Source organism: Methylosinus sporium (assembly GCF_003113265.1).
Taxonomy (GTDB): Bacteria; Pseudomonadota; Alphaproteobacteria; order Rhizobiales; family Beijerinckiaceae; genus Methylosinus; species Methylosinus sporium.
This window is the reverse complement of record NZ_PUIV01000043.1, coordinates 20,010-27,794: the sequence shown is the minus strand read 5'-3', so window position 1 is coordinate 27,794 and position 7,785 is coordinate 20,010. Positions and strand designations below refer to the sequence as shown.

Here is a 7,785-nt window from a genome sequence, read left to right as displayed (position 1 = left end):
CGAGGGGCGAGATTTCCACCGGCGGCACGAAAACCCGCTGTCGCCAGCCACTGAACGGCGGCTTCTGCTCACGGCGAAGCGTTTCCACACGGTCTGCTTAAGTATTGATCAGGGTCCCTCGGCTAGTCTGCCCTCCGTGGCCGGCGGTGTGTCGCCGGCGTTCAGGGACCATGCCGATGTCCAGCTCTATCCTCCGCACCGCCATCGGCGGGGCATTTTTCACGCTCGTCGCCTCTCAATCGCTCGTTCACATTCTCACCCAGGTGCAGGCCAAAACGGCGCCCTACCGCCCTCAGGCGGAATATGCCGCCCCGATGCGCGCCTATGCGCCCGTCGCGCCGGCGACGCCGAACGCCGTGATCGGCGAGGCGATCATTCCCGCCGATCGTCTCGGCCAATATTCCGCCAATGTCGAAATCGAAGGCCAGCGCGTCCGAATGCTGGTGGACACGGGCGCGAGCACGGTCGTGCTGTCCTATGAAGACGCCGCAGCGATCGGCTGTCTGCCGGCGCCCGCGGATTTCAAATATCCCGCCCAGACCGCAAATGGCGTCGCCCATATGGCGCGGGTGAAGCTGCGCGAGGCCCGTCTCGGTCAGGTCGCGCTGCGCGACGTCGACGCCTATGTGGCCGAGCGCGGCGCCCTCGGCGCCAGCCTGCTCGGCATGACCTTTCTGTCGCGCCTGTCCCGTATCGAGGCGGGAAACGGAAAGCTGGTTCTGCGTCAGTAGGCGCGGAGCGCCTCCCGGTCTCATCCGTGGGCCCGGCCTCTCGCGCGGGAGCGGAAAACATGCGATTGTCCGCGCATGTCGCTCCCCCGCCAGCTCTCCGTCTTCGCTCTGGTGGGCGTCGTCGCGACCGCGCTCCATTATGGCGTGCTCGTCGGGCTCGTCGAGCTTTTGGCCTGGCCGCCGGTGCCGGGCGCGCTCGCCGGCTATCTCTCCGGCGGAATCGTCTCCTACATCCTCAATCGCCGTCACACATTCGAGAGCGACCGCCCGCATGAAGAAACGACATGGCGTTTCGCCCTCGTCGCCTTCGTCGGCTTCTGCCTCACCTATGGATTCATGAATCTCTTCATCGAACGCATGGGCGCTCCCTATCTTCCGGCGCAGATCGTCACCACGGGGATCGTCTTCTTCTGGTCCTATCTCGGCAACCGCCTGTGGACCTTCCGCGCAGGGCCGGCCTGACCGGCCGATCCTGCGCCATGATCGTCAGGCCGCCTCACGGCCCTCGGCGATCAAGACGTCGACGCCGCGAAGCGCGCGCTCCTCCGCCTCGCGTTGCGACAGAGGCGGCGCCCAGCCGCGCATCTCATCGCAATTATAAGCGACGACCAGCGCGATCTGCGCGCCGCTCAATTGCGCGAAGAGCGACGGCGGCAGCGCGAGCCCCTCTTCGAGAGTCCAGCGCCAGGGGCGTTGCTCGCTCGCCTCCTCGGGATGGAAGAAAGCGGCGAGCTGCGGGTCATCGAACGGAATGCGCGCGATCTCGCGACCGTCGGTCGCCACGAGGCCGCTCAGCGAGACGCCGAGCCGGCGCGTGTCGCCGCCGAGCCCTGAATCATCGGCCGGAACGAAGCTCGTCGAGACGAGCCGAATGTCCTGCGCCGCACGCGGAAACGAGAAGATCGCCGAGCCATTGGCGCGGATCGGAGCGATCTCCGCGCCATCGACCAGAAGCCGCACGTCGGGATCGAATTCGCGCGAATAGCCCGAACGCTCGGCGCGAGCCACGAGCCGCTCGCGCACGGCCGCGATCATCGCCGGTGAAGCGAAGGGACGGCAGAAGTCGGAGTCGAGGCGCCGCTCCGACGCCGGCGAACCTTGCATATGGAGAAAGAATCCACGCTCGCCAGTCGCGCTATAACTCTCGGAGGGCAGATTTTCGGCGATCAGAATATCATGGCTTTCCAGTTCGACATGCCAATAATCGACCGTCTCGACCGGGACGCGGGTGATCGTCGCGCCATTGACGAGGCTTTGCGCGTGAATCAGCGCCTCGCCGACGCATTCGACGCAGAGCCCGTGGCCGGGCGACACATAGAGATCGCGCGCCGGGCGATTTTCGCCGAAAGCGCCCGCCGCGATGCGCACCGGCCAGGCGTCGCGCGGCTGCGCGCGCCCCGTGCAATCGATCTTGCGATGGCCGATCCACACGATCGGACGTTCGCGCCCTTCCGTCGTCACGACGAGATCGCCGACGCGAAGATTCTCGACAGCAATTTCGCCGCGCGTCGTTCGAATGCGTGTGCCAGTGACGAAGCAGGTCACGGTCGCGCTGAAATTGGTCGCGGCGAGCGGACTCTTCTGAACGCCCGTGTCCTGCAGATAGGACTGTTGGCGCGGATCATAGTAGAGATCGACATTGGGTCCGACATAGCTGCCGTTTCCGCCGGTCTGATTGCCATTGGCGGCGGGATAATCGGTAATGAAATTGACGCCGCTGTAATCGACATAGGCGCCATTCGGCCCATCGCCGCCCGGCCAGAAATGATTGTCGGCGCCCTCGGGCGATCCGCTCGGGTCGACGACGCCGACAACATTATAGACCGTTCCGTTGACGGTGTAGGTCCCGGTCGCGCTCGTCACGGTGTGCGAGCCGTCGGAATTGACCGCATCGGCGTAAGTCAGATTGAGCGTGACGTCGATGCCGGGAGTTCCCTCCGCCACATTGGCGGGAATCGTATAATTTACTGTAGAAGTGCCCATCTTGATCACCATACCAACACTACAGAGAGGACTAAAATCCAGAAGAATGGGAGACGTTTGTCTCGACCGAAACCTCGAATTAAATCCGATAATCGAAATAAAGCTTGATTTGAGTCTTTTTATAAACCGCAAGTTGCAGCCTATCAATCCGTTGCAACTCGTACGTCCCGTCGCGGCCTCCTCACCCGCCGACATTCTGAATGCGGCCCCAAGTGCTCTTCGTGCCCCAAATGCCCTGGCGCAGCGCCTCCAATTGCACGATCTGCGAATGGTCGACGAAGAGATTGACCTCATTGCCGTAATTCTTGACGTACCATTCGAAGACTGGCGGATCGGCGGCCTCGAACATCACTTTCTCGAGCCCGAGCTTGTCGATCACGTGCGCAGCGACATCAGTGCGCCAGCGCTTCACATTCTCGGTGATCCCTTCGCTCTCGATCATGATGATGTCGGCGCCGGCGTCGAGTGCGCGCTCGGCCTGCGCGATGAGCCAGGAGACGTCGCGCGTTCCCTCCGCCTCCAATTCCGCCGCCGAAGTATCGCCGCCGGCGCCGAATTGAATGCCGACCTCGGGCTTGGCCTTGAGCCCCGCCTTCTTCACCATGCGCACCAGCCGCAGCAGGCTGTCGGTCGGCAGGCTGACGAAGCCCGCCGATATCTCCACCACATCGAAGCCGAGCGATTTCGCTTCCTCGATATAGCGGCCGATGGCGTCGGGGCCGAAGCGCATCACATTCTCCAGCCAGCCGCCGGTCGAGATATAGGCGCCATGGTCATGCGCGGTCTTGTTGAAGCTCCGCACCGCCTCGGGCGGCATCAGTGCGAAGGAGCCGCCGGCATATTTCACGCCGTCGATCCAGGGGCCCATCGTTTCGAAGAGATCGGCGAGATGCCGTTTTCCATAGGCGCTGTAATAAGGCCCGCGAATTTCGGTGAGCCCGCGCTGGCGCGGCTTGGCCGTGCGCGCGGCGCGGGGAATGAAGGAAAATGTCGTCTCTGCCATGGCGTTTCCCCTAATGTGCTCGAGTGCGAGCCTGAAGGCTCGCGGTCCAATGCGCTCCCTGGACTGCGAGCCTTCAGGCTCGCATTCGTCGCTCTCCCTCCGTCGATCCGCCGATCCGCCCGAGCAGTCCCGTCAGCTCCGCGACGCGCCGCCGCTCGAGCGTCTCGATCACATTGGCGATGGCGTCGCGCTCGATCTCGCTCGTCTTCTCGCGCGTGACGCGATCGAATTTTCGTCGAGCCGCCTCCCAATCGAAGGGATCGGTATAGAAGCCGTGATAATCATCGCGCGAACAGGCGAGCAGGCGCCCATTCTCGAGCTCGATCGCGAGCCGCGCCGGCAAAAATTTCGGAAACAAAGTGGAGAGCTCCGGCGAAGGGGCGATCATCACCTTGCGCAGCAGCGTTTGAACATCCTCGGCGAGAATGCGCTGCGGCGCATATTGTTCCGGCTGCACCTCGCCGTCGATGAGCGCGACGGCGAGCATATAGGGAAGGCTGTGATCGGCCTCCTCCTTATTGCGCACCAGACGCTTGTCGCCCTCCTCGCCGCCGCCGATGATCTGAAAGGCCACCGCGAAAGTCTCGAGCCGCGCCTCACGCACAGAAGCCGCCGAAAACCCCGGCCGCGCGCGAATGTCGAGCGCCGCGTCGATCGCCGATTGCGAATGAATCTCGGCATTGTGCTTCTTGAGAATCGTGCGCGTCACGCTCTCCAAATCCTCGCGCGGCCAATCGATTTCGAAATGCCCGGCGATCGTCTCCTCAAAGCCCTTATTGCCTTCGAAAACTTCCGCCGGTCCGGTGATACCATGCGCGGCGAGCAGCGCCGCATGGGTCGCCGCCATCGCCGTATTGGGATAGGCGAGGCCCTTCCAATGCGAGAGCGCGCCGGTGCGGGTCACGCGCAAGGCGTTGTTCGCCGTGCCGCTGATGGCGATGGCGTTGGCGATTTGCTCGGGCGAAAGACGCAGCGCCTTGGCGACGCCAGCGGCGGCCGCATAAGCGCCCTGCACCGTATGGTCGAAGCCGCGCGCCCGCACCGGCGCGACATCGCTCAAGCGCGTATGCACCTGATAGGCGACGGCGAGCGCCGCTAAAAATTCCGCGCCGCTGGCGTCGCGCATTTCCGCCGCGGCGAGAACGGCGCCGAGATTGTCGGAGGGATGGCAGGTCTCGCCCGGCGCGAGATAGCTGTCCATGAAATCGAGATAGCGCGACAGCGCGCCATTGTAGAAGGCGGCGCGATCGGGCGCGGTCTTGCCGCCGCCGATGAGCGTCGAAATCGGCGCGCCGCCGAGCGCCAGCGTCATCTCGCGGATCGCCTTTATCGGAGCCGCGTCGAGCGCGCCTATGGCGACGCCGATCGTGTCGAGAACGCGGATTTTCAATTGCCCCAGCGCGGCCTCGCTCATCTCCTCGAGCTGCGCCCGATCGACGAATTCCGCGAGCGTCTGAACCTCGGTCATTGGCGAGATTCCTTGCAGGCCGTCGTATCTGTCGCGCCGGCCGGCAGTATCAAGCCGTCTTTGCTCACGTCCCTCGCGGCTTCGCCCGCGTCGTCGGCGCTGCGCCGGCGGGATCGTCGGGCCAGGGATGGCGCGGATAGCGGCCCTTCATCTCGCGCTTCACCTCGCTCCAGGAGCCGGCCCAGAATCCCGGCAGATCGCGCGTCGTCTGAATGGGGCGATGCGCCGGCGACAAGAGCTCCAGCGTCAAGGGAACGCGGCCCTTGGCGAGCGCCGGATGCGCAGAGAGGCCGAACAGCTCCTGCACGCGCACCGATAAGAGCGGCCCATTGGCTGCCGAATAATCGAGCGCATGGCGCGAGCCGGCGGGCGTCTCGAAAAAGGCGGGCGCCTCGAGGTCGAGCCGCCGCGTCAACTCATAGGGGAGCAACGCCGATAGCGCGGCGCCGAGATCATCGGCCGTTATGGCGGCGACGCTGGCGCGGCCGAGAATGAAAGGCGCGAGCCAATCTTCGACGCTCTGCGCGAGGCCTTCGTCGCTGACATCCGGCCAATCGTCGCCTTCGGCGCGGCGCAGAAAGGCGATGCGGTCGCGCAATTGCTCCTGCGCCTTGCTCCAAGGCAGACGCGCGACGCCGAGCCCGGCGACGCCGCGCGCGAGAATGGCCGCATTCTCCTCGCTGGCTTCGACCGAAAGATTCTGCTCGGCGAGGCGGATCGCCCCGAGCCTGCGGAAACGCCGTCGCCGCAGGCTCGCGCTCTGCGCGTCGAAAATTGTTTCGTCGCGCGTCTCGATGCGATCGGCGGCGATGCGCTCCACCTCTTCGGCCGAGAGCGCGCAAGCGGCGAGAATGCGCGCCTGCGCGGCGCGGCCGGTAATCTCGGCGATCGCCAGAAAAGACGCCTTGGCGAGAACGTCATGCGACGGCACGGCGGCGGCGCGGCCATTGGCCATCAGAAATTCGCCGCCGGCGCCGCGCGCTTTGGCGATGCGATCGGGATAGGCCATGGAAATGAGCGCGCCATGGGAGAGATCGGCTTCCGCCTCGCGCCGGACGGCGGCTTTCGCCTGTTTAGCCCAGCTCGCGGCGAGCCGCTGCGCATCGCGAGCGCGGCGCGAGCCGTCGGAACGGAAGCGATCGAGGCGGTCCGAGAGATCGCTGGATGTCCCACCGAGCCCGCGCTCGGAGAGCAGCAGAGCGAGATCGGCGGCGCGTTCGGCCTCGCCATGGCGCGCCGCCTCCAAGATCATGCGCGCGAGGCGCGGCGCCAGCGGCAGCGAGCGGATCGCGCGGCCGGTCGCAGTGAGCGCGCCCGTCTCGTCCAGAGCGCCGAGCGCGCGCAGCAGAGCGACCGCCTCCTTCCAGGCCGGCGCCGGCGGCGGATCGAGCCAGGCGAGCTTGCCCGGATCGTCGAGGCCCCAGGAGCGCAGATCGAGCGCGAGGCCGGAGAGATCGGCGGCGAGGATTTCCGGCGCGGCGAAAGCGGGCAGCGAGACGGTCGCGGCCTCGTCCCACAGGCGATAGCAGACGCCCGCCTCTGTGCGCCCCGCCCTGCCCCGCCGCTGATCGACGCTGGCCCGCGCCGCGCGCACGGTCTCGAGCCGCGTGAGGCCGAGATCGGGCTCGAAGACCGCGACGCGCGAGAGGCCGCTGTCGATGACGACGCGCACCCCTTCGATGGTCAGCGAGGTCTCGGCGATGGAGGTGGCGAGCGTCACCTTGCGGCGTCCCGGCGCGGCGGGCGCGACGGCGAGGTCCTGCTCCTTGCGATCCATGGCGCCGAACAGCGGCGCTATATCGACGTCTGCGGGAAGGCGCCGCTCGGAGAGAAAGTTGGCGACGCGCTGAATCTCGCCCTGCCCCGGCAGGAAAACCAGAATCGAGCCCCTCTCCTCCGCCAGCGCGCGCGTCACGGCGCGGATGACGGCCTCTTCCAGGCGCTCATTGGAGTCGCGCCCGAGATAGCGCGTCTCCACAGGAAAGGCGCGGCCCTCGCTCTCGACGATTTCCGCACCGCCCATCAACCCCGCGACGCGCGCGCCGTCGAGCGTCGCCGACATTGCGATGATGCGCAGATCGTCGCGCAGCCCCGCTTGCGCGTCGAGCGCCAGAGCGAGGCCGACATCGGCGTCGAGCGAGCGCTCGTGAAACTCGTCGAAGAGCACGGCGACGACGCCCTCGAGCATGGGATCATCGAGGATCATGCGCGCGAAAACGCCTTCGGTGACGACCTCCACGCGCGTCTTCGCGGAGATTTTCGACTCGAGCCGCATCCGCAGGCCGACGGTATCGCCGACGGATTCGCGCAGGCTCGCGGCCATGCGCGCGGCGGCGGCGCGCGCGGCGAGCCGACGCGGCTCGAGCAGGATGATCTTGCCGCCTTTCGCCCAATCGGCGTCCAGCAGAGCGAGCGGAATGCGCGTCGTCTTGCCGGCGCCGGGCGGCGCCACCACGACGAGATTGCGCCCTTGGGCGAGCGCCGCCGTCACGCGCGGCAGAACCTCGTCGATCGGCAGCTTATCGGTAAATGCGATCAAGGAAGCGTCCGCGCGTCACAGCGCTTTCCGCTCGAACGGATCGTTCGAGCGATCAGAATTC

6 protein-coding genes are annotated in these 7,785 nt (G+C 66.0%); 2 read left to right on the top strand and 4 right to left on the bottom strand.

Annotation, left to right across the window (positions count from 1 at the left end):
- The first annotated feature begins 176 nt into the window (after positions 1-176).
- A complete protein-coding gene (locus tag C5689_RS17470) occupies positions 177-731 on the top strand; it encodes a retropepsin-like aspartic protease family protein (protein WP_244594778.1) in 555 nt (184 codons plus the stop codon).
- Between the two features lie 75 nt (positions 732-806).
- Positions 807-1,193 carry a GtrA family protein gene (locus tag C5689_RS17465; protein ID WP_108918513.1) on the top strand — a complete coding sequence of 129 codons (387 nt, stop codon included), beginning with the start codon at positions 807-809 and terminating at the stop codon, positions 1,191-1,193.
- A gap of 24 nt (positions 1,194-1,217) precedes the next feature.
- On the opposite strand, the gene C5689_RS17460 is transcribed toward C5689_RS17465, so the two are convergent.
- The 4 genes from C5689_RS17460 to hrpB form a co-directional block, all read right to left on the bottom strand.
- Positions 1,218-2,726, bottom strand: a complete 1,509-nt coding sequence (locus tag C5689_RS17460; protein ID WP_158271833.1) for a Hint domain-containing protein — start codon at positions 2,724-2,726, stop codon at positions 1,218-1,220.
- A 169-nt stretch (positions 2,727-2,895) separates the two neighbouring features.
- A complete protein-coding gene (locus tag C5689_RS17455; RefSeq protein ID WP_108918511.1) occupies positions 2,896-3,717 on the bottom strand; it encodes a phosphosulfolactate synthase in 822 nt (273 codons plus the stop codon).
- 73 nt (positions 3,718-3,790) lie between these two features.
- Positions 3,791-5,185 (bottom strand): MmgE/PrpD family protein, encoded by a 1,395-nt coding sequence (locus C5689_RS17450; RefSeq protein WP_108918510.1) that lies wholly within the window; start codon positions 5,183-5,185, stop codon positions 3,791-3,793.
- A 64-nt stretch (positions 5,186-5,249) separates the two neighbouring features.
- On the bottom strand, positions 5,250-7,724 hold the full coding sequence (gene hrpB, locus C5689_RS17445) for an ATP-dependent helicase HrpB (protein WP_425293407.1): 2,475 nt from the start codon (positions 7,722-7,724) through the stop codon (positions 5,250-5,252).
- Positions 7,725-7,785: the final 61 nt, after the last annotated feature.

Bases quoted from the DNA above. Each gene is read 5' to 3' on its own strand.
- C5689_RS17460 (WP_158271833.1), bottom strand. From the start codon at position 2,726: ATGGTGATCAAGATGGGCACTTCTACAGTAAATTATACGATTCCCGCC.
- C5689_RS17470 (WP_244594778.1), top strand. From the start codon at position 177: ATGTCCAGCTCTATCCTCCGCACCGCCATCGGCGGGGCATTTTTCACG.
- C5689_RS17455 (WP_108918511.1), bottom strand. From the start codon at position 3,717: ATGGCAGAGACGACATTTTCCTTCATTCCCCGCGCCGCGCGCACGGCC.
- C5689_RS17450 (WP_108918510.1), bottom strand. From the start codon at position 5,185: ATGACCGAGGTTCAGACGCTCGCGGAATTCGTCGATCGGGCGCAGCTC.
- C5689_RS17465 (WP_108918513.1), top strand. From the start codon at position 807: ATGTCGCTCCCCCGCCAGCTCTCCGTCTTCGCTCTGGTGGGCGTCGTC.